Raw genomic sequence first — 22,391 nt, forward strand, 5'->3', positions numbered from 1 at the left:
TAGTCAAAAAAAGGGGGAAAATGTATGTTTAAGAGATGGATGTCAAGCACAGCAATTGTTATGATGATTGCAGCAGTACTGCTCGCGGGCTGTTCAGGAACAGGAACCGGAAAGGGAACTGGAACGGGTTCAACAGGTACGAATAAAACAGATGCAGAGACGAGCAAGGGCAAGGATGCGAAGCCGGTCACGATTAAGATTTATACGTGGTACAACTTGGAAAATGAAAAATTTGATATCGTGAAACAGGAATTTGAGAAGGAATATCCGAACATTAAGCTCGAATACGTATCCGCTGGAGATAACAATGCTACTGAGCATTTAAAGAAAGTCGATTTAGCTGCCGCCTCTGGTGAAGATATGGACGTCATTATGTTCTCGTCGCCAGCTCATTATGTACAGCGGCTTGCTCTTGGCATGCTGGAGCCGCTTGACGATTACATTAACAAAGATGGCTTTAAGTTTGATGACGAATATGTTGTCAATACGAAAGAAAACGGGAAATATTATGGACTGCCAGGGAAATCGGTCAACTTCTTCGTTGCCATTAACGAGAACCATCTGAAAGAGGCAGGTCTGACGCTTCCAACGGATTGGACTTGGGACGAGTTTCTTGACTACGCCAAAAAAATGACAAAGCTGGATGGAGAGAAAAAACGGTATGGCACCTACTTCCATACTTGGACCAATCCATTCGCAATGCTTGCATTGGCGAATCAATCGGAGAATGCTTACCTCGTAACAGATGATTCTAAAGCGGCAAATATTACGAATCCGGCTATGCGCAAATCACTGGAGATTCGTTTGCAAGCGGAGAAGGACAAATCAGCGACACCTTACGCTGAAGTGCTTAGCCAGAAGCTGAACTATCGACCACAGTATTTCAATCAAGACGCAAGTATGATATTGACTGGAACGTTTCTCATTCCTGAGGTGGGCGGAACCGAAAAAGTGCCGGCTACGTTCAAAACGGTATTTGCACCTTATCCAAAAATAAATAAAGAAGACAAGAATACGACTACTGTTTCTTCGGATTTTGTGACGATGTATAGCAAGTCGAAGCATAAAGAGGAAGCTTATACGTTCATCCGTTGGTTCACGACAAAAGGACTTATGGTACAGGGCAGAAATATTCCATCCTGGAAAGGTGCCAATATGGAAGAGGTATTGGATAAAATTATTGCTGCTACAGCAAATCCAGCAATGGTGGATAAGGAATCGGCGCTGAATTTCCTGAAAAATAGCGTTATGAACCCTGTCAAAAATCCACCAGCCTATTCAGCGGAAGTGGAGAAAATCATGCAGGAAGAGTTTGATCTCATGATGCTAAAAGGCCAGGATATCGATAAAACGATTAATACGGCACAAGAGAAAATTCAAAAATTAGTCGAATCGAATCAATAATTGCATAGGAATACGAAGCTAGGGCAGCCTTTTTGGTGCTCTAGCTTTAGTGATTTTAAAAAGGAAGGTCGGAATTAGTTTGAGATTGAACATCATTCGTAAGCTGTCTTTTCGACAAAGATTGATCGCGACGTCTATTGCTTGTTTAGTAGTTCCTACCGTTATTATGCTTTATAGCACGAGTTCTTTCTCTCAAAAAATTATTCGTGAACAAGCATTAAACAGTGCAAATCAGTCTTTAAGAATAGTCCAATATCAAATTCATGGCCTTCTAGAAGAAATGGTTGAAGTATCCAATCGGGTTCAATTTAACGATGAGCTAAGGAGCGCACTTCATAAACCGGATGATCCGATAGTAGCTATGGCAGTCACTGCCCAATTGGAACAGATGGCAAGTGCTCGTCCTGATATCCGACTTAGCTTGCTAATGAGAGATGGACGCTCCTACTCCAATTATTCTTATTACGAATACAATCCTTCATCCTTCAGGGAGATGCCGTGGTTTCACAATTTATCGCAATTATCGCCCTATGATACGCTGTATTTGGGCGTACAACCTAATTATTTGAAAAAGCAAGCAGAGAACGATCATTTTGTTATTATGACTGCACGCGCCTTGACGGACTATTCCTCTGTGCCTTTTGGTTATTTAATTGTAAGCCGTACGGAAAATTCGATTAGCGATATTATGGACAATCTGTCTGAGGATATCTATCTGTTGGATCAGAATCAAGGAATAGTATCACATCGAAATGAAGAAAACATTGGTAAGGATTTCAGAAGTCTGATGACGACTAGTACGTTTGTATCACCGGGTATTATCAATTTAGCCGGACAAAATCAAATCTATGTCTCGATGCCTGTTCATTATGCAAATTGGTCCTTGGTGAGCTTGGTCCCGTATGAGCAATTAACGGATAAAGTGAACCGAATATACCGATCAGGTATTTTATTACAAGTTCTGTTTGTCGCTGGATTTCTACTGTTTCTCGCCTATTTGCTCCGGAGATTTACGAAACCGATACGTATATTAAGTGATGTAGCTATCCAAGTTGAAACAGGTGATTTGCAAATTCGATCAAACGTGAGATCAGGAGACGAGGTTGGACGGCTAGGCAGAGCTTTCGACCATATGCTGGACCGGATCTCAGAGATGATTGAGCAAGTAAAGCTGGAGCAAGAGCTTAAGCGACAGGCGGAGCTTGCCATGCTGCAGGTGCAAATCAACCCTCATTTTCTATTTAATGTATTAAGTTCTATTCGTTTGAAGCTGTTAATGAAAGGGGATGACGAGAATGCTGAGCTCGTAGGTTCCTTATCTTCATTGCTGCGGACGACCTTGTCATCCCAACAAGAGTCTGTGCCTTTACGAACCGAAATCGAAATTACTGAGCAGTATATGGAATTGATGAATTTTTCTTTGCGTCATCAGATTGAGTCAATCATAGAAGTCGATACCGAGCTGTATTTGGAAACCGTTCCAAGGTTTATTCTCCAACCCATTATTGAGAACTGTTATAAACATGGGTTTTCAAGAAGAGGAGGCCGTATTTCCATTCGAGTGAATAAAACAGATGAAGTAATAAGTATTACAATTGAAGATAATGGCGCCGGCATGAGTCCTCAAATGCTGAGTCGTGTAAATGAGAGTTTAAAGCTAAGCAAGAAACAAATTATGGAGAGATATGATCATTACGAGGGCTCAACGGCAGGTATTGGGCTAACTAATGTATATAATCGCCTGAAACTCATTTATGGTGATTCTTTTCAGATGAGCTTGGAGAGCCAGCAGCAGAAAGGAACGACAGCTATATTCCTATTCCCCGCATCCAGATCGGAGGGAAATCATAATGCATAAAGTAATCATCGCAGATGATCATATGCCAGTTCTCGAATATTTGAGAGCAACGCTCCCTTGGAGTGAGCTCGGCTTAGAATTAATAGCCGTTTGCTCGGATGGCGAGGAGGCGCTTCAAGCATGCAGAGAACTGCCTCCTGACATTCTCATTACGGATATCGGCATGCCCATTATGAATGGTTTAGAATTAATCGAAGAAGTACGCCAGATGAAGCCCGGACTTAAGACGGTCATTTTGTCCTGTCATGAGGAATTTCATTTCGCACAGCAAGCTGTGAAACTAAATGTAAATGATTATATATTGAAGGAAACATTGCGTATCGATCAGTTGGTAGATATATTAAGTCAATTAACTTTACAGCTTCAGAAAGAAAAAGCTGTTCAGAGCGATCATCAGAAACTGCAATCTGTCGTTTCCCAAGGTCTTTCATCGTTAAAAACAACATTTCTTCGATCCTTAATCGACCAGCCGATTTGGAATGAAACGGAGTGGGCGAATAGAGCTGAGGGCTTAGGCATTCATATCATGGGAGGCTGCCGCTATTTGCCGGTACTTTGCAAGCTTGAACGGTTTTCGGATATAGAATCTCGATTTGGAGGTGCTAATCAGGTTCGGTTTGTAGTAGAAAATGCATTGAATGAATCAGTGCAACTGGCAGACCATATCGTACTGACTTTTGATGAAAGAACTTATTACATTCTTTATCCGTTCCCTAAGACGCTTAAATTCAATATTATGGACAGAATTACGGAAGAATTGCGTGAGGCTCAAAAAATGTTCCTTCGCAACATCAAAATCGGTATCTCCTTTTATCTGGGTGAAGGCTTTGATTCAATGATAACGCTAAAGAAGCAGATAAATGCGTTGCAAACGACAAAAACACTTCGATTCTATTCAGGAGAAATGCAAATTCAAAAAGTGCAGCAAATGAACACCACGGATGAGGAATTATTCATTCATTATATTGAAGCAGCAAACGATATGAAAAAAGCGATTCAATCCGAGAATGCCGACCTTCTGAGGAGTATGATCGAGAAATGGTTCAAGCATATTGATGTACAAAAATATCCGGTAGATTCGGTGCGCGGCTGGGTATTGAAGATCGTTTCGGATATGGAGTTGAAGTACTCGGCTATCCATCATTTTCTGACGAATTATAGTTCTGAGCTGCTGCAGCAGAAAATATATGATATAGACACGTTGAATCATCTGAAAGATTGGCTATTCCTATTCTTGGTGGAGAAAATGAATTCTATTGGCGCGGATAAAGATCATTCTGTTCGCAGAGAGGTCGCGGAAGCGCAGCGATATGTAATAAAACATATCAATGAAAAAATCTCAATGGATGAAATGGCTAGAAGACTAAACCTTAACCCGACTCACTTCAGCCGCATCTTCAAAAAAGAAACAGGGGAAACCTTTGTTGAGTTTGTAACCAAAAGAAAAATGGAAAAAGCAAAGGAGCTGCTTGATCAATCGAATCAGAGCATAGATTCGATTGCTCAAGAGCTTGCTTATGATCATTCCAGTTATTTCAATAAGTTATTCCGTGCTTTCTCAGGCATGTCCCCCCATGAATACCGCAAAAAAATATAGGTGAAACAAGGTATCAGCGGGAGAGGAGCCTCAGCCTCTTCCGCGTATTTTCAACCGCAACGATCATTGGCGGCTTTCCTTGGAATGAGTAGAGCGGGGATGTTTCCTATTATGGAATAATTTTTTAATAAAGTTATTGAAATCGATTTCATTTTTTGCTATATTATTAATTAGCAAAAAGAAAGCGCTTTATATAATAGTTCCTACAAAATTTATTGAAAAGGTCGATTGTAATGGATTTTAATATCGTAGATGTAGCTAAAGCGGCTAAAGTATCACCAACTACCGTCTCCAGGGTGTTGAACAATAACCCGTTGGTTAAGAGTAAAACGAGGGAAAAGGTTCTAAAGGTCATCGAACAATTGAACTATGTCCCTAATGCTGCAGCCAAAAATCTACGTCAGCAAAAAACGTTCACCATTGGAATAATTGTTCCGGATATTATGGTTGCATACTACTCCAATATAGTGAAGGGAATTCAGAATAAAGCGCATGCTGAGAAGTTTAAAGTTATTATTTGTGATACGCAAAACAACAAAGAAATCGAGCTCGAATACCTTCAATTGTTAACGAACAAGACGGTAGACGGCATGATTCTGATTGAGTCCTTATTGTCCAAACCGGTCGTTATGGAATTGGTCGAACGCGGATATGTTATCGGAGCAATCGGACGCAGTATTGAAGATCCCAAAATCTTTAACGTCCAAACGAATACGACAGATGTGGCCATGCAAGTCGTTGAGCATCTCATCGAGCAGGGACACAGAGAAATTGCATTTATTAGCGGCTATGACAATGCGATTGACAGCCGAGACCGTCTTGAAGGCTACATAAGGGGATTAGAGAAACACGGTATTCCATATCGGCCTGAGTTTGTGGAGAATGGTGGCTTCTACAAAAAAAGCGGGTACTCAGCCATTAAACGGCTTTGGGATGCTGGGCACACATTTACGGCTGTATTCTCAGCGAATGATGAGATGGCATTAGGCATTTATGAAGCGTGCAGAGAAGCTAATATAAGAATTCCTGAGGATTTGGCTGTTTTTGGTGTAGATAATGAACGGGTCTCCAGGTATCTGGTTCCTCCGCTTAGTACGGTTAATCAACTAAAGATTGAGATGGGTTATTTCGCCGCGGAAATGCTAATCAAGAAAATCAATGGCGAGATGTCGGATGATGATGAGCGCCTTGTCGTTGTAGATTCGCAGTTATGTATACGTGCTTCTTCTAATTATAGGAGAGTGTAATCATAATTATCGATGATGAAAACTCTTTTTTAATAAAATGAAATCGATTTCAAGTGTTAATAATAATGTAATTACATATACGAATATAATTTCGTAATTATTAGCATCCACTTATGAAATCGATTCCATAATCAAGGCCCAATTTTAGGTACATGCAAGTGTATCGATACATCATTCGAAAAAAGGGGATAGTGAGATGAACAGTAGGAAAATGTTTTCATTATTACTGGTTTTATCGTTAGTCGTATCTGTATTAGCCGCCTGTTCCGGTGGAAACAACAAGAATAACGTAGAAACCAATACGGCTTCTACAAACAAACCAACAAATGATTCTGCGAAAGTAGAAGAGCAGCCTTCCTGGCAAACAGAGAAGTTTACGCTAAAATTCGCAAGCTGGGAAGACCCGAAGATGGAAGGCGAAATGATGAAAGCCTTCATGGACAAATACCCGAATATTACAGTTGAGAAGGACGAATCCATTAACTGGCCGTGGACTGATGCATTGACATCCGCAGCAAGTGCAGGCAATTTGCCTGACGTATTCTGGTTAGAGAGCGTACCTGTAGGTGTAGAGAACGAATGGCTGCTTGATCTGAATCCTTATTGGGAAAAAGATGATGAAGCCCAAGCGATTTATCCGAATATCGCGAAGCAAGCCGTATATGGCGGCAAGCGCCTAGCATCGCCTACCTTCCAGTTCATTATGGGCGTTTATGTGAATAAAACGCTGCTGGAGAAAAACAACATTCCACTGCCAGGTTATGATTGGACCATCACAGAGATGATCGATATTGCTAAGAAGGTTTCCAAGCCTACCGATTATATTTATGGTATAGGCGGCCCGTGGGGCAACCTGGCCTTTAATGAGCATTGGCCGATGGCGAATGATAGTTCTTTAGGCTACAACACATTTGATGGTGAGAAATTTCATTTCACTAACCAACAATGGATTGATGGATACAATCAGAAGCTTGAACTTCGCAGATTGAAAGTCGAAGAGCATATGACTAAAGAAGAGAAAATTAAAGTATTTGGCGATGAAAATGCATGGACACTGCAGAAAGGCCACGTTGCATTTGGTATTGATGGTTCTTGGAATATGAACTCCTTACCGCCTGAAATGGAGAAATCCGGTGCAGGCGAAGTTGATTTCTATCCATACCCAGCCGGTAATGCCGGTCAGAGGATGCCAGTCATTCTTGATTATATCGGTGTTTCTTCCACGACGAAGCATCCAGAAGCGGCTTATGAGCTAATGAAGTTTATGTCATGGAGCAAAGCAGGATGGTTGAAGCGTCTGGAGCTTAGCAAGGAATTAGATATGAACATCGATAAATTCCCGGTTGCTGACTTCCCTGACGTATGGGAAAAGCTGAAAGGCGAGCTGAAGCTGGGTGGTGCGATAGCTGCGATTGGCCTGCTAGGCGATGCAGTTCCCGATTACAACAAAGTACTTCCGGGCTGGAGAGAATTTAGCGCCTGGGCATCGGATGAACAGAAAATATTTGAGAAATTCGAAACGGGCGAGTTGAAACCAGCTGATAAAGCACAAGAGATGGAAGACAAAGCGAATGAGTTCGTAAGTCAAGCGTTGCAAAGATTAAACCAATAAAACGATTGACCGCAGATGCGGAAGAAGCATTCTTCTCTTTCGCATCTGCGGCATTAAAGATGTATAGGCAGGGAAGAGACCATGAAAAAAACGTATCGAACATTGTTGATATGCTTGATGATTACAGCTCTTCTTGTTAGCGGCTTTCAGGGGCAGCAAGTACAAGCGGAAACGAATCAAGCGGCGGCGCCCCAGGCAGAAGCTTCAGCGGATTCGCTTAATCTATTAGAGCATACCTATTCAGAGAAGCTTCAAGAGTGGTCCGAGGTTCCCATCATTCCAAACACAAGCATTACCGTTTCACCCTCTCAGAATAAGGAGAACAAAGGTTTAATTGTTTCCCAGCAGGACAGCTTCGATTATAACCAAGAAACATTGCGTTGGTCTAAAGACGCGAAAATTACATTTGATATAAACGTTGATCAAACGGGTTTATATCAGCTTGCTTTCGATTATTACATGCTGGATGAGAGCATATTGCCCACGGAGGGCTATTTGCAAATAAATGGACAATATCAGTTTTATGAAAGCCGCAATCTATTGTTTCCGAGCAATTGGGAGAATAAGCCTCTCGCAGAGAAATGGGATCGATACGGCAATGAGCTGCTGCCGCGATCTCAGAAAGTGAAGCACTGGCAGACAGTATATGCGATGGATTCTAGTTATTTTCATATGGAGCCTTTAAAGTTCAAATTAGAGAAAGGCTTAAACACCGTTACATTAGTCAATACCAGGGGTGAATTGCTGCTTGGCAACATTAGAGTAGAAGCTCCTGCCCAAATAGAAACGTATGAAGATTATTTAAAGAGATTCCCTGCGGAAGAAGAAGGCGCCAAGCGCATTGACACGCTGCTCATAACAGAAGCAGAGCAGTTGCTGTATAAGAACGATTCATCTATTCGAGCTGCTTCGTCGCGTGACAGCAAAGTAACACCCTACGACACAAGTAAGCTTCTGCTCAATATGATAGAAGCGGGATCCTATGAAGAAGGCGGACAATCGCTAACTTGGGAGCTGGATGTTCCTCAGGACGGGTATTATCATATTTCTATTAAATATTTGCAAGATAAGCAATATGATTTACCTGCATTTCGCAGAATTGAGCTGGATGGAGTGGTACCTTTCCGTGAGGTGGACAATTATGCATTCCCTTACACGAAGAAATGGCGAAATGAAACGCTAGGCAGCGAAGGGAAGCCCTATCAATTTTATATGACAAAGGGCAAGCATACGTTAAGCATGACAGTTAACTTATCCAACATGCGTTCTCTGGCTGAGGATATCTTCATGAAAATGAAAGAGATCAGCCGAATGACACTTGAAATTAAGAAGCTGACTGGCAATAAGCTGGATTTGTACCGTGACTGGAATCTTGTTGAATATATGCCAGATATCAAACAACAGCTTGAAGGCTTTGCGGATGATCTTGATCAACACTTTGTGGAGATCAGTGCGCTTAATCCGAAGGTGAAAGAGATCGGTGAAGTCGTCAATCTGAAGTTGGCTTCTAAGCAATTGCGATCGCTGGCGAAAGACCCGAATGAATTACCCAATCGTTTAAATCTGTTTTCTGAGGGGTCAGCGTCTGCATCTCAATTGCTTGGTACGCTTTTGCAGAGCATTTCGAAGTCACCTCTTGCACTTGATCGTATTTATGTTTTTCAGGAAGGGAAGCTCCCTTCTCCCAATGCAGGTTTTTTTGAAAAGCTGTGGGAAACCGTTAAACGCTTTTTCTTATCTTTTACGAAACAATCCTATTCAAGCTCGAACAAAATAAATGGTGAGCTGGAGGTTTGGGTCAATCGACCAAGACCGTTCGTTGAGCTCATGCAGAAAATGATTGATGAGCAGTTCACGCCGCAATCGGGTATCGCGGTCAAGTTGTCTATTATGCCGGATGAAAATAAGCTCGTACTCGCTAATGCATCCAATCGTCAACCTGATGTCGCACTAGGGGTAAGCAACTGGATCCCTTATGAGCTGGCTATTCGAAATGCCGCTATGGATCTGCGGCAATTCAAAGGTTATGAGGAGACAATCAAGCGATTCTCTAAAGGAGCTATTATTCCATTCTCGTTCGAGGATGGCGTATACGCATTGCCGGAAACACAAAATTTCTGGGTACTGTTTTATCGTAAGGACATTTTGGATTCTCTCAAGCTGACCCCACCGGATACTTGGGAGGAGGTAGTAGAAATGCTGCCTGAGCTGCAGCGGCTCGGTATGAATTTCTACGAGCCTCTCGCTCTATACAAGGGCTTCAAGCCATTTAATGCAACGACACCGTTTATTTATCAGTTTGACGGAGAATTGTTTGATGAGAGCGGAATGAACACGGCAATCGATAGCGAGCATGCGCTTGAAGGCATGAAATTTATGACCGATTTATTTACGATTTATAATTTGCCGCAGGACGTACCTAATTTCTACCATCATTTCCGTTATGGTACGATGCCGATTGGCATATCTGACTTTAATACGTACATTCAATTGAAGGCAGCTGCACCAGAAATCGCCAACACGTGGAAGATTGCACTGCACCCAGGTGTGGAGAAGCCGGATGGAACTGTAGCGAGATGGGCGCCGTCAGGCGGGCAAACAGGGATGATTTTTGAAGGAACCAAATATGCGGAGCAATCCTGGCAGTTTCTTGATTGGTGGTTATCTACTCCCGTTCAGGTTGAATTTGCGAATCTCATGCAGACTACCTATGGTATGACATTTATGTGGAACACAGCAAATCTTGAGGCGCTCGAGCAGGTTCCTTGGCCGGAAGAAGATAAGAAGATTATTTCTGAACAATTCGAATGGGTGAGAGAAGCTTCTCGCGTTCCAGGCGCTTACATGGTTGAGAGGGAAATTAGCAATGTATGGAACCGAGTCGTGTTTAACGGAGACAATCCGCGAACGGCCATTGATGATGCGGTGGTCAGAACGAATCGTGAAATACTGCGCAAAATGGAAGAATTCGGTTATTATGCAAAAGGCAAAATGATCAAGCCGTATCCGGTTCCGACCATAACAACGATAGACAAGTGGGTTGAGCGAAAATGAAGACACGCAGATGGAATGAAGCTTATCTATTTCTGACGCCTTATATTTTAATGTTCGGCACGTTCATCATTATCCCCGTATTGGTGGCAGCAGCTCTCTCCCTTACTTACTTTAATACGGTAGAGGCACCGGTGTGGATCGGATTCAAAAACTATATCGATCTGCTTACTCATGATGAAATTTTTATGCAAAATGTTCTGCCCAACACGATTAAGTTTGCTTTGATCGTAGGTCCGGGGGGGTATATTATATCCTTCCTGCTCGCGTGGATGCTGGCGCAAATCCCTAGCAAGCCGCGGACCGTTCTCGCACTCATTATTTATTCTCCTTCCATGACGATGGGCGTAGCGATGTCTGTCGTCTGGACGATCATTTTCAGCGGCGATCAGGCGGGATATATTAACTCATTGCTGCTTAATTTAGGGCTGATCAATGCCCCTATTCAGTGGCTGCAATCTCCGGAATATTTGATGACCATTATGATCATCGTGTCGCTTTGGAGCAGCATGGGCGTAGGATTCCTTGCGATGTTAGCCGGAGTTCTGAACATTGACCAAACGATTTATGAAGCTGGATATATCGATGGGATTCAGAATCGATTCCAGGAAATTATTTATATTACTATTCCATCGATGAAGCCGCAGATGCTGTTCGGCGCGGTTATGGCGGTCGTTACGACCTTCCAAGCCGGAGAAATCGGGGTTCAGCTCTCAGGAGGAAATCCGACACCTCAGTACGCTGGACAATTGATCGTCAACCACATTGCAGATTATGGTCTGATTCGATATGAGATGGGATATGCAAGCGCCATATCAGTTGTTCTGCTCATAGGTGTATATATGCTTTCAAAGCTTTCATGGAAATTATTCGGTGAGAAAGAGTAGGGGGTGCAAGCTTGTCTTATCAAGGTACTAAAGTAAATCCATCCAAATTCCACACGAGCCAGTTGAAGTTTTATGCCGTTCTCATTCCTTTGGCATTTTTTATGATGCTGCCGATTGTATTTATTATATCTCATGCTTTCAAGCCAATTGATGAGCTGTTTGCATTCCCGCCGCGCTTTCTCGTGCAGCAGCCGACGTTTGATAATTTTAGAGATTTATTTGTTACGACGTCAACCTCCGGTATTCCGTTCAGCCGGTTTATTTTCAACAGCCTTTTAGTAACAGTCTCGGTCATGTTTCTATCGGTATTTATAAGTGCTTTGGCTGCATATGCGATGGCGAAGATGAAATTTAAGCTGCGCAAGGCGATGTTTGAGATTAACACGCTTGCCCTAATGTTCGTGCCCATCGCCGTACAAATTCCACGGTATTTGGTCGTAGATCAAACTGGCTTGCTGGATACCTATTTTGCTCATATATTGCCGCTGCTGGCGATGCCGATAGGGCTATTCTTGCTCAAGCAGTTCATTGATCAAGTGCCTGAAGAGCTTAAAGAAGCCGCGATAATGGATGGGGCAAGCGAATTCACTGTATTCCGAAAGGTCATTGTACCAGTCATCAAGCCGGCACTTGCAACAGTTGCGATTCTAGCCTTTCAGGCTGTTTGGAACAATATTGAGACTTCCAATTACTATGTCAACGATGAGAGCTTGAAGACATTGTCTTTCTTTATGAGCTCGGTCGCATCGGGATCTGGCAATACGATTGCAGGTCAAGGCATGTCGGCGGCAGCATCTCTGCTTATGTTTGTTCCTAACCTCGTTATTTTTATATTGCTGCAAAGTAAAGTGATGAACACAATGGCGCATTCAGGACTGAAATAGAGGAGACTCCCATGAAGAACATTAACGGCAAGGTCTTGTTGCTTGTTCTGGTCGTCTTCCTATGGCTTGATTCCTCAACCCTGGTGTTGGCGGAGGCGCCTTACAAGACCTATACGGAAGACCATAACAGGCATTTTGTTCGAACTCAGGATGCTTATCATCCTTCGAAATCAATCGAGAAGGTCGGCGATCTTGATTTTTCCGGGCCTTCCGATATTTATATTGATGCGCTTAACCGTATTTACGTTGCAGACACGAACAACCATCGCATCGTCGTCATTGATGAGGAAGGACATTTGATTCAAATTATTGGGGAAGATGTCTTGAAGATGCCGACGGGTGTGTTCGTTGATCATCAGGGCAATGTGTATGTAGCAGACAGCGGAATCAGCCAAGTTGTAAAATTTGGTGCTGATAATGAAGTGAAGCAAACGTTTGTAAGGCCGGATTCTCCGCTCTTTGGAAAGAACAATCCATTCAAACCAATGAAAGTAACGGTAGATAAGCGCGGGAACGTATATATCATAAGCGAGGGATCGACGAACGGAGTCATTCAAATGAGCTCGTATGGCGACTTTCTCGGATATTTCGGCAGCAACGAATCGCAGGCGAATTTACGTGTTATGCTGGAGCGCTTCTTCTTTACCGATGCACAGAGAGCAAAGCTGTTCAAGAACGTGCCGCCTTCACCCACAAGCATCGATATTGATGAGAAGGGGTTAATCTATACCATAACCCAAGGCAATGATGGAAGTTCTGTCAAACGCTTAAACATTTCCGGCTTTAATCTATTGCCAACGGATATGACGTTTCATCCGCTTTATACGGACTTATTCATTTCAAAAAGCGGAAATATTTATACAATTAGTCAAAATGGCATTATTTTCGAATTCGACACGGAAGGCAATTTATTGTTCTCATTTGGGGCGCCCGATGATGGGAAGTCGCGGGTCGGCATGTTCATAAATGCGTCTGGCATTGCTGTTGATTCACGTGAGAACATTTATGTTGTCGATAAAGAACGGAATAATATCCAAGTATTCGAGCCTACCGAGTTCACAAGCATGGTGCACCATGCGCTTGAGCTATATAAGGAAGGGCATTACGTCAAGAGCCGAGAGCCATGGAGTCAAGTGTTGAAAAGAAATAATTTGTTTGACTTGGCACATAAAGGACTGGCAGATGCTTACTACAAACAGCAATTATATACGGAAGCGATCGAGGAATATGTTATTGCAAATGACAAGGAAGGCTACTCAAATGCTTTCTGGGAAGTTCGCAATAGCTGGCTCCAAAACAATTTGATCTATGTCATTTACATCGTGATCGTACTGTTCTTGCTGCGACTGCTGCTGCGCTGGCTGCAACGAAAAACCGGTATGTTTGATTCTTTACATCGAATTAAGAATCAGATTTTATCAACAACGTTTATTCGTCAAATACGGTTTATATTCCGGTTTATTAAAAATCCTTTTGAAGGTTTTTATGGCATTAAGGAAGAGCAGAAGGCATCACATTGGTCCGCAGCTTTCTTCTATGCACTCTTCTTCGTAGAATATGTGTTTGCGTTGTATTACACGGGCTTTATATTCAACAATGTAGAGCCGTCCAGCTTGATCCTATTAAAGGAAATTGGAATAGTATTTGCTCCGATTGCGCTTTGGATTATCGCTAACTACTTGGTAAGTACAATAAATGAAGGCGAAGGCAAATTTTCCGAGGTGTTCAAAGGTACGATTTATGCGATGGCACCCTACTTGGTATTCAGTCCGTTTATCGTCATCGTTTCGAATGTACTTACAAACAATGATGCTTTCCTGTACAGCTTCGCCAATACGATTATAATCGTTTGGTGTGCGGTGCTCCTATTTATTATGGTGAAGGAAATCCACGATTACACTGTCCGTGAAACGATAGGCAATATTCTAATTACATTATTCGGTATGCTGATCTTAAGCCTAGTCGTATTTATTATTTATGTACTGCTCGATCAAGTGTTTGATTTTGTTTACTCTGTTATACGGGAGCTGATGGTTCGTGCGGAACTCTAATTGGATAAGATCTGTTGCAACCGCCGGCATCCTATTAGCAGCTATTGCCGTAGTGTATTTACTGTTGTTCGGTAACGCTCGTTCTAATAAGGGTATAAATTCGATTTCAGATGCTGAGCTTCAGACAGCGTTTTCTGAGAAAGAGGCGACGGGGGCGAAGCTATCGCCTGAATATCGCAAGGTGGCAGACAATAATCGACTGGAGCTATGGCTCAAGGAAGAAAGCTTGTCTATTCAAGTGATGGACAAAAGCTCGGGCTATGTGTGGTCCTCAGAGATCATAGACTCTGACTCTAATGAATCTTGGAGAAACTTTATGGCATCTGGATTGTCATTAGAATATTTTCAAGAAAACAAACCTAATGCGATACGGACAGATATTGTCTCGCAAGCAAACAAATCTATCACATTCGAAACTCTTGATAATGGATTTAAAGCCATTATCCGTCTAAACGATCTCCAAATCGGGATGGAGCTCTTCGTCATGCTTGAGCAGGATCAATTGGTTGTCCGTATTCCACAGCAAAGCATAATGGAAGGAAATAATAAGAAACTGGGTTCTGTTTTTGTATATCCGTTTCTCGGTGCAACCAAGGCTGGAGAAAAAGAAGGGTATATGTTCATTCCAGATGGTTCAGGGGCATTGATCCGGCTTGCGGACAATAAGGGGAAGTTCAAAATCCCTTTCGAAGCGAAAATTTATGGCATTAACGAAGGAATTGAGAGCGTTAACCGTGGTATATTCACTAATCCGCCGCTTACCGTGCAATACCCTGTATTCGGTATCGTGCACGGCGAAGGAGGAAACGGACTATTCGGAATTGTAGAGAACGGCCAATATAACGCGAAGATAGTTGCGTATCCGAATGGTGTGAATACGCCGTATAACTGGACAACTGCACAGTTTCTATCGCGGGAATCTTATCTTCAACCGACGAGTCGATCGCTTGGCGGTATCATCGTATATGAGAAGTCTCGTAACCCAGAGGATATTGGAATTCGTTATACGTTCCTAAGCGGTAAGGACGCAAGCTATGTTGGAATGGCTAAGACGTATCAAGCCTATCTGGAAGAGAAGTCTATCCTTGCGAGGAAAAACGAAGACGCAGATGCAAAGATTCCTATGCAAATGGATGTTCTTGGAGCCGATACAGAAAATGGAATGTTATCGAAGCGACTTATTCCAATGACCACAGTTGGACAATTGGAAAAAATGCTGGAGGACATGAGGACTAATGGAATTGACAATGTGAATGTCGTCTACAAGGGCTGGAATGAAGGCGGTTATTCGGGAACAAGTCCTTCGCCAGTTAAGTACGAGACGGCGCTGGGCTCCAAGAAGGATTTCCAGCGACTCGCTGCATCGCTCAATGAAATAGGCACCCCTCTTTATTTGTACAGTGATTTTACAATCGGCAATGAAGGGTCTAAACGATTTTCTGTCCGATCACATGCAGCCAAAAAAATCGATAAGTCAATTTTGACGATACCGACCTATGATGAAGTATACAAAACGCTGTACTATTTATCAGCAGAAACGACTAGCAGTCTTGTTAAGCAAAATGCGAAGCTGTATGCGGAACAGAATATTTCCGGAATTGCGGTAGATACGACCGGTTCTGTTCTCTTCTCCGAGATGACAAGCAATGGCTCGTCAAGCCGCAGCCAAACAGCGGAAACGTATAAAGCGTCCATGCAAACGCTCTCGGAAACGATGCCTTCGATACTGATGTATAGGCCAAATGATTATATGCTTCCTTTTGCGGATCGCGTGCTAGACGTTCCAATGGATACATCGCAATACATTTATATTAGTGAGACCGTGCCGTTTGTGCAAATGGTGCTGAAGGGCTACAAGGATTATTTTGCTCCTTACAGCAACTTCTTCGCCAATCCGCAGGCAAGTCTGCTGCGTATGATCGAAACAGCTTCGTATCCGTCCTATTATTTAACGTATGAGACTTCCTACAAGCTGAAGCATACGAATTCCAATGATGTCTACACGTCCGCTTATGCAGATTGGAGCGAATCGATGACGGATACCTATCGTATTCTGAACGAAGCGCTGCAGCCGACAATCGGTGCAAAGATGCAAAACCATGAGCGACTGAGCGACGGCATTGTGAAAGTTACGTATGATAACGGAATTGAAGTGCTCGTCAATTATACGAGCCGTGATTATCAATGGGAAGGCATTAGCGTACCGGCAAAAGGCTTTCAAGTAAAAGAGGTGAACCGCTGATGGCCAAGCTAAAAATATCAAACAAGCGCAGGAAGGCAGTCATCGGAGTTGCATTTGTCTCACCGTGGATCGTCGGATTTCTCATTTTCACTTTGTATCCTATGCTATATTCTTTGTTTCTTAGTTTCCATCAGGTGAAAATCACGCCAGTCGGAGTGAAGACGAAATATGTCGGATTCGATAATTTCAATTACGCATTTTTTTCCGACCCGGTATTTGTAGAGAAGCTGCTGAATTATTTGATGGAAATGGTGCTTAACGTGCCGGTCATTATCGTTTTCTCCCTAATTATTGCTCTTCTTATTAATCAGAAGATTAAGTTTCGCGGGATGTTTAGGACGATATTTTTCCTGCCTGTAATCATTACTAGTGGACCGGTTATTAATGAACTGCTTAGCCAGGGAGCGTCATCGATCCCGAATATTGAGCAGTACGGCATGTTTACTCTGATTGAAAGCAGCCTAAGTCCGATATTAGCTGAACCTATTCTGTATCTGTTCAAGCAGATCATTATGGTTTTGTGGTTCTCTGGCGTTCAGATTCTTATATTCTTGGCAGGCCTGCAGAAGGTAGATCGGTCGATGTACGAGGCGGCTCGGATTGACGGTGCGTCACCATGGGAATCTTTCTGGAAAGTAACGCTGCCTGTGCTTATGCCGCTCGTTATCGTCAATGTGATCTATACGATCGTTTATGTATCGACGTTTGCTCTAAATGAAATTATTTTACTCATCAAAAATAATATGTTCAGCACTATTACTGGGTTCGGATACGCAACCGCAATAGCATGGATTTATTTCATTATTATTATGCTTATGCTTGCGCTTTGGACCGGTGTACTCAGAATGAAGAAACGATAAGGAGGAGAGCTGCATGTGGAAAAAACAGACGTTAGTCGCTGCGAACAAAGTCCGTAAGCTGTTGTTCGGTATGGGAGAAAACGACGGATTTGTGTTCAAGGCTGTAGTTTATCTCCTTCTGATCGCGATCGGATTTGTCTATTTGTATCCGATGCTGTTCATGCTGGTCAACAGCTTTATGAGTCTGGATGATTTGGTCAACTCGATGATCAAATGGATTCCATCGACGTTGTATGTAGAGAACTACTCGAGAGCGTTGAACGTGCTCCATTACCGAGACACGCTCATGCAAACCATTATGGTTGCGGGGCTTCCCGCTTTGCTGCAGACGATATCGGCTGGCATTATCGGATATGGCTTCGCGAGGTTCGAGTTTCCATGCAAGAAAATTTTATTCGTATTAATGCTGATCACTTTCGTTATCCCGCCGCAAATTACGATGATGCCGACTTACCTTCTATTTAAACAGTATGGTTTGCTCGGTTCGCTGGAGACGTTTATTTATCCGGCCATTCTCGGCCAAGGATTAAAGAGTGCACTATTCATCCTTATTTTTTATCAGTTTTTTAGAAGCATGCCGGATGTGCTGGAGGAGGCTGCTGAAATCGATGGCGCGGGCAGCTTCAAAATCTTTTACCGTGTTGCGGTTCCTATGGCCGTGCCTGCGATTATTATTGTCTTTTTGTTCTCATTTGTCTGGTACTGGAATGAAACGTATTTAGCTGGACTCTATTTCGGAAATGAACTGACGATATTACCGCTGGAACTCCAAAAATTTACAGACAGCTATAACAAAGTGTATCCTCCAGGCAGTCCTGGCAGCCAGCTGAACGAAGCCATCAAGTTGGCCGGAACGATTCTAACCATTGCTCCGCTGCTTATTTTGTACTTTGTGCTGCAGCGCTGGTTTGTGGAAGGCGTTGACCGGGCTGGTATTACCGGTGAGTAAGAGGGGAGCGCGAATGAAGAGGCTCGGATATGCAGGGTGTACGATTACCGTAATTATTCTATTAATGATGGGGTGCAGTATGGAAACTAAGATCGAAGTTCCACAGGAGAAGAACGGTTGGAAGCTGGTATGGAACGATGAGTTTGACGGCAAAGAAATCGACCTGACGAAATGGAAGCATATAACCGGAGGGTCAGGATTCGGCAATAATGAAGACCAATTTTATACGAATGATGCAGCTAACTCCTATATTGAGGATGGAAAGCTGGTCATTAAAGCGTTGAAGCAGGAGCATGGCGGTAAGCCGTATACTTCAGCGAAGCTGATCACGGAGGGGCTTGCGGATTGGACGTACGGGAGGTTTGAATTCCGTGCTAAAATGCCGCTTGGCAAAGGGATGTGGCCTGCCATATGGATGATGCCGACCGATATGCAGAAATACGGCGGATGGCCGAGCTGCGGCGAGATTGACATTATGGAATATCTTGGGCATGAGCCGAAACAGGTGCATGGCACCTTGCATATGGGTAATCCGCATTTCTATGAAGGGGGCCAAATGAGTCTGTCAGAAGGGACGTTCGCAGAAGCCTTCCATGATTTTGCTCTGGAATGGACGCCAACCGAGATGAGATGGTATGTCGATGACAAGGAGTATTATCGGACATCCAAATGGTTCATGCGCAACAATGAAGCTTCTGACAACGAACCATTTCCAGCGCCTTTCGACCGTTCTTTTTTCTTGCAGCTGAACTTGGCGGTTGGCGGCAATTGGCCTGGATATCCGGATGAAACAACGGTTTTCCCGCAAACGTTCGAGCTTGAGTATGTTCGAGTGTATCGGCCTGATAACGGCAATTATGATTTCAATAACGATACTGCCAAATAGAGCTTTTATCATAATTGGAGGAATATACAATGGATCATCGTTTGGTACAGCAGGAAAAGAAGAACATGATTCAAACGACGATGGAATTGCGTAAAGTAAACGGAGTGACAGTCCCTTTTCAGAATGGCATTCCCGTACCGTCTTTTGATGCGCAGCAGCGTTTGAAGCTTGACTTGAAAGGTGTTTGGAAGAAGGAAAGATTTGCTGCGGATCATGATTTCTCGTTGTCTCAGCGTAATGACGAATGGTTTGAACGTGTGCGTATGGAAGCCGGCGGACGTATCGATGCGGCATTTGATGATTCAACTTGGGCGCAGCGCCAGCTGCCGTTTCCAGAAAATGAGATTCGCGGGAAAGAGGAACCGAACTCAAGCGAAACGTACGAAGATGGTGTGTGGTATCGTCGTTCATTCACGCTGGGTTCAGAATGGCTGAATAAGTCGGTTACGCTGCATGCGCTTGCGATCAGCTATGTAGCCGATGTATGGGTGAATGGACACTGGGTCGGCTACCATGAGGGTGGATTTACGCCGTTTGCTCTCGATTTGACTCCTTTTGTAAAAATTGGCGAGTTAAACACGATTGCGCTTCGAATTGATAATCCGCCTTGGGGCAGTCGGGACGATATTATACCAGCTACGCCGGGAACAGACTTCTTTAATTACACCGGCGTGATACATGACTTATATATTAGCGGTGCTTCTATATGTCACGTACCGAGAGTTAATATCGTGCCGCTCGACATAGAGGGACGAGTGAAATTTAGTGTAGTACTAGAAAATCGCGGCTCTGAGGCAATGGAGGCGATCGTTCGCGGACATATTTTTGATGCGGATTGTCATTCAGAAGCATTCTTGAATTCTCCACTCGCTGCGGATATCAAGGGAAATGAAGCATTATGGGTCGGTGATTTAAGCTGGACAGCAGCACTCGCTCCCTTTGAGACTCAGGTATTTGAAGCCAGTGTACAAATCCAAGCTCCTCGATTATGGGCATTCTGGCAGCCTGAGCTGTACGTAGCAGAATTTTCAGTCACAATGGGGGATCAGGCGGAAGCGGTAGATCGCTTTGCTGCGCAGTTCGGCATTCGTACCGTAACGACGGAAGGGACGAATTTGCTGTTGAACGGACGTCCGGCGTTTCTCGCTGGCGTTGCGCGTCATGAAGAGTGGCCGGATACAGGACGATCAGCTACTTGGAATCAAATTCGTGATGACCTTGTTCAGATGAGGCAATCCATGTTTGTCAATTTCGTCAGAACAGCACACTATCCGAACCATGTGTACACAACGATATTGACGGACCGGCTTGGACTTGCGACTGTCAGCGAAATTCCGCTCTGGCAATTTAGGCGCGAGCATTTCGAGGCTCAGGAGCAGAAGCGGCTCTCCGATCAAATGTGGAGGGAAATGATATTTTCCCAATACAACAGTCCTTCCATTCTGATGTGGAGTACGCAGAACGAATCTATTGAAGTTGAGCTTCGTACCGTATACAACAAACGTCTCGTCGCGGATTTGAAAAACAATTATGCGGATGGAAGGCTTACTACTCAAAGTGCGGCGGCAGATCAGCCAGGTGCGCATGATGCTTCTATGGAGCCGCTGGATGTGGCGGGCTGGACGATGTATTTCGGCATATTCCACGGCAGCACGTATTATGACGGCACGAAGGATTTTCTTCAGAAGGCACATGAGCTTTGGCCGAACAAGCCAATATGGAATACCGAGTTTGGCCATTGGTCCTCCGATCAGGATACCATGGCGTCGGAGCAGCTGAAAACCTACAAGGAAACGCTTCAGGCATTAATGGAGCGGGCTGTCATCTCTGATGACGGCAAGGCTGAGCAAAGGGCTGACGGCTTTCTTGTCGGCATTGATTTCTGGATTATGTATGATTGGTATGTCAATCACAACAACTGGATCGATACATTCGGTATTTATCATATGGATCGGAAAACGATGAAGCCGGTTGGAGAAGCTCTTAGTCATGATTATGAACGATTTACCGCATACGAGGGTGGATTTGTGAAGCAGCCGAAGAGTTAGTGCCTTAGGGTAAAGAAAAACTATGCAAAAGGACAGCCGATTGGCTGTCCTTTTTAATTTAAATAGCGGTTTTTATTTATATTGCCATCCATTGCCGATAACAGGCTGCAGCTGCGGGAAATCATAGAGTTGACGCATCTGAGCATCCCCGTGGTTGTAGTATGCTTGACTCGTATACGACATATTAGCTGAGGCATTACTTTGAGCGCTTTGCACTTGATTGGATTGGCAGCTGTTCGGCGGTCCAATAAAGACGGTATCTGTAATAGGAGCCAACGTTTCCTTAACAAGTGCTTCATTGAGGCAGTACGTATGAGCGAACACACTTGCTGGCGTCAATCGCAATAGATCGGAACCGCCTATGAACTCCGGAATCGGAGCATCGAATATGGCTAATAAATGCGTATTGTCAACGGAAGCAATTTCATAATGCCACCATCCCTGTGGCACATTAGCCACTTGGCCTGGCTGGATAGGGAAGTTGAGAAGCTCTTTCGTAAACGGATTAATGAGGGAAACAACAGCCGCACCTGAAATGCAATATACCAATTCAGTAGCATTCTGATGGGTATGAGGCTCGATTACGTTTCCTGTGCTAAGAAAGATATCAAGAAGAGATACATTTCCTAAAGTATTAAGCTGATGGATGGAAAGAGTATTAATGTAATTCTGGCTATCCTTTCTGAAAAACGGGTTATTGCTTAAATCATACGAGAACTGTATGGATGGTGAAGTATAGTCCAAATAAGAAACCGACACAAGATTCCCAACCCTTCATTTAATAAAATAGGCTTTTGCCTGATGCGATATATTAT

The 22,391-nt window shown here is 43.5% G+C and carries 15 protein-coding genes; 14 read left to right on the top strand and 1 reads right to left on the bottom strand.

The window, feature by feature from the left end; all coding sequences use genetic code 11:
* The first annotated feature begins 24 nt into the window (after positions 1 to 24).
* The 14 genes from CEF13_RS08930 (at position 25) to CEF13_RS08995 (ending at position 21,576) form a co-directional block, all read left to right on the top strand.
* Positions 25 to 1,404, top strand: a complete 1,380-nt coding sequence (locus tag CEF13_RS08930) for an ABC transporter substrate-binding protein (RefSeq protein ID WP_102710364.1) — start codon at positions 25 to 27, stop codon at positions 1,402 to 1,404.
* 79 nt (positions 1,405 to 1,483) lie between these two features.
* On the top strand, positions 1,484 to 3,262 hold the full coding sequence (locus CEF13_RS08935; RefSeq protein WP_244917061.1) for a cache domain-containing sensor histidine kinase: 1,779 nt from the start codon (positions 1,484 to 1,486) through the stop codon (positions 3,260 to 3,262).
* Positions 3,255 to 4,859, top strand: coding sequence for a response regulator transcription factor (locus tag CEF13_RS08940; RefSeq protein ID WP_102710365.1), 1,605 nt, complete (start codon positions 3,255 to 3,257; stop codon positions 4,857 to 4,859). Before CEF13_RS08935 ends, CEF13_RS08940 begins: the two co-directional genes overlap by 8 nt.
* Before the next feature lie 233 nt (positions 4,860 to 5,092).
* Positions 5,093 to 6,106, top strand: coding sequence for a LacI family DNA-binding transcriptional regulator (locus CEF13_RS08945; RefSeq protein ID WP_102710366.1), 1,014 nt, complete (start codon positions 5,093 to 5,095; stop codon positions 6,104 to 6,106).
* Positions 6,107 to 6,302: 196 nt separating this feature from the next.
* Positions 6,303 to 7,718, top strand: coding sequence for a type 2 periplasmic-binding domain-containing protein (locus CEF13_RS08950; RefSeq protein ID WP_102710367.1), 1,416 nt, complete (start codon positions 6,303 to 6,305; stop codon positions 7,716 to 7,718).
* An 81-nt stretch (positions 7,719 to 7,799) separates the two neighbouring features.
* Positions 7,800 to 10,772: an extracellular solute-binding protein gene (locus tag CEF13_RS08955; protein WP_102710368.1), complete on the top strand. Its 2,973-nt coding sequence runs from the start codon at positions 7,800 to 7,802 to the stop codon at positions 10,770 to 10,772.
* A complete protein-coding gene (locus tag CEF13_RS08960; protein ID WP_102710369.1) occupies positions 10,769 to 11,656 on the top strand; it encodes a carbohydrate ABC transporter permease in 888 nt (295 codons plus the stop codon). The genes CEF13_RS08955 and CEF13_RS08960 overlap by 4 nt, the downstream gene beginning before the upstream one ends.
* Positions 11,657 to 11,667: 11 nt before the next feature.
* Positions 11,668 to 12,540, top strand: a complete 873-nt coding sequence (locus CEF13_RS08965; RefSeq protein ID WP_102710370.1) for a carbohydrate ABC transporter permease — start codon at positions 11,668 to 11,670, stop codon at positions 12,538 to 12,540.
* Between the two features lie 11 nt (positions 12,541 to 12,551).
* The gene (locus tag CEF13_RS08970; protein WP_102710371.1) at positions 12,552 to 14,591 is read left to right on the top strand and encodes a YIP1 family protein; all 2,040 of its coding nucleotides are present in this window, start codon (positions 12,552 to 12,554) and stop codon (positions 14,589 to 14,591) included.
* Positions 14,578 to 16,833, top strand: a complete 2,256-nt coding sequence (locus CEF13_RS08975) for a DUF5696 domain-containing protein (RefSeq protein WP_102710372.1) — start codon at positions 14,578 to 14,580, stop codon at positions 16,831 to 16,833. The genes CEF13_RS08970 and CEF13_RS08975 overlap by 14 nt, the downstream gene beginning before the upstream one ends.
* A complete protein-coding gene (locus CEF13_RS08980) occupies positions 16,833 to 17,693 on the top strand; it encodes a carbohydrate ABC transporter permease (RefSeq protein ID WP_102710373.1) in 861 nt (286 codons plus the stop codon). The genes CEF13_RS08975 and CEF13_RS08980 overlap by 1 nt, the downstream gene beginning before the upstream one ends.
* 13 nt (positions 17,694 to 17,706) lie before the next feature.
* A complete protein-coding gene (locus tag CEF13_RS08985) occupies positions 17,707 to 18,642 on the top strand; it encodes a carbohydrate ABC transporter permease (protein WP_102710374.1) in 936 nt (311 codons plus the stop codon).
* 13 nt (positions 18,643 to 18,655) lie between these two features.
* Positions 18,656 to 19,528, top strand: a complete 873-nt coding sequence (locus CEF13_RS08990) for a glycoside hydrolase family 16 protein (RefSeq protein WP_102710375.1) — start codon at positions 18,656 to 18,658, stop codon at positions 19,526 to 19,528.
* 29 nt (positions 19,529 to 19,557) lie between these two features.
* Positions 19,558 to 21,576, top strand: coding sequence for a glycoside hydrolase family 2 TIM barrel-domain containing protein (locus tag CEF13_RS08995; RefSeq protein WP_102710376.1), 2,019 nt, complete (start codon positions 19,558 to 19,560; stop codon positions 21,574 to 21,576).
* Between the two features lie 72 nt (positions 21,577 to 21,648).
* Here CEF13_RS08995 and CEF13_RS09000 read toward each other — a convergent pair whose 3' ends face one another.
* Positions 21,649 to 22,335 (bottom strand): cupin domain-containing protein, encoded by a 687-nt coding sequence (locus CEF13_RS09000; RefSeq protein ID WP_102710377.1) that lies wholly within the window; start codon positions 22,333 to 22,335, stop codon positions 21,649 to 21,651.
* Between the last annotated feature and the right edge of the window lie 56 nt (positions 22,336 to 22,391).

Origin of the sequence: Paenibacillus castaneae (genome assembly GCF_002884445.1) — a bacterium.
Taxonomy (GTDB): domain Bacteria; phylum Bacillota; class Bacilli; order Paenibacillales; family Paenibacillaceae; genus Pristimantibacillus; species Pristimantibacillus castaneae.

What these genes read in the sequence shown, in the direction of transcription:
- CEF13_RS08930 (WP_102710364.1), top strand. Translation starts at nt 25, where the DNA reads ATGTTTAAGAGATGGATGTCAAGCACAGCAATTGTTATGATGATTGCA.
- CEF13_RS08940 (WP_102710365.1), top strand. Translation starts at nt 3,255, where the DNA reads ATGCATAAAGTAATCATCGCAGATGATCATATGCCAGTTCTCGAATAT.
- CEF13_RS08945 (WP_102710366.1), top strand. Translation starts at nt 5,093, where the DNA reads ATGGATTTTAATATCGTAGATGTAGCTAAAGCGGCTAAAGTATCACCA.
- CEF13_RS08950 (WP_102710367.1), top strand. Translation starts at nt 6,303, where the DNA reads ATGAACAGTAGGAAAATGTTTTCATTATTACTGGTTTTATCGTTAGTC.
- CEF13_RS08955 (WP_102710368.1), top strand. Translation starts at nt 7,800, where the DNA reads ATGAAAAAAACGTATCGAACATTGTTGATATGCTTGATGATTACAGCT.
- CEF13_RS08960 (WP_102710369.1), top strand. Translation starts at nt 10,769, where the DNA reads ATGAAGACACGCAGATGGAATGAAGCTTATCTATTTCTGACGCCTTAT.
- CEF13_RS08970 (WP_102710371.1), top strand. Translation starts at nt 12,552, where the DNA reads ATGAAGAACATTAACGGCAAGGTCTTGTTGCTTGTTCTGGTCGTCTTC.
- CEF13_RS08980 (WP_102710373.1), top strand. Translation starts at nt 16,833, where the DNA reads ATGGCCAAGCTAAAAATATCAAACAAGCGCAGGAAGGCAGTCATCGGA.
- CEF13_RS08985 (WP_102710374.1), top strand. Translation starts at nt 17,707, where the DNA reads ATGTGGAAAAAACAGACGTTAGTCGCTGCGAACAAAGTCCGTAAGCTG.
- CEF13_RS08990 (WP_102710375.1), top strand. Translation starts at nt 18,656, where the DNA reads ATGAAGAGGCTCGGATATGCAGGGTGTACGATTACCGTAATTATTCTA.
- CEF13_RS08995 (WP_102710376.1), top strand. Translation starts at nt 19,558, where the DNA reads ATGGATCATCGTTTGGTACAGCAGGAAAAGAAGAACATGATTCAAACG.